The organism is Streptomyces sp. SM1 (assembly GCF_002910825.1).
GTDB lineage: Bacteria > Actinomycetota > Actinomycetes > Streptomycetales > Streptomycetaceae > Streptomyces > Streptomyces okerensis.
In genome coordinates, this window is the sequence record NZ_NEUB01000569.1 from 1 (window position 1) to 483 (window position 483).

General features: G+C 74.9%; 1 protein-coding gene. It reads right to left on the reverse strand.

The genetic code is table 11. From position 1 onward, the window contains the following. The coding region (locus tag B9S61_RS13825; protein ID WP_258039649.1) for an aminotransferase class I/II-fold pyridoxal phosphate-dependent enzyme at positions 1–446 on the reverse strand (446 nt) is incomplete at its 3' end. Between the last annotated feature and the right edge of the window lie 37 nt (positions 447–483).

Consider the following 483-nt stretch of genomic DNA (forward strand, 5'->3'; position numbering starts at 1 on the left):
CCGGGCGGCAGCAGCGCGCCGACCAGGTCGGTGACGACGGTGACCCGGTCGGGCAGCATCTCGGCGGGGCTGAGCAGCACGGTGCCGTGCGGGTCGTGCAGGGTGTCGCGCCAGGTCTCGTCGCTGACCAGGTGCAGTCCCTCGCCGACGGCCGCCTCCACGGTCTCGTGCAGGAGCTCGGGCGGGGCGACGGTCGCGGTGGGGTCGTCGGCGACGGAGAGCACCAGCAGCCGCGGATCACCGCCCTCCGCACGCATCCGGCGGACGGTCTCCAGCAGGGCGTACGAGTCGGGCACGCCGCCGCTCTCGGCCGGGGTCGGCACATGGAAGGCGGGTCTGCGCAGCAGCCGCGCGTAGGGCGCCCACCAGGCGGCACAGGGGCGGGGCACCAAGACGTCGCCGCCGATGGCGGCGGTCAGCGCCACCAGCAGGGCGGGTTCGACCACACCCTGATGGTCGACGCCCCGAACTGGGGTCAGGACT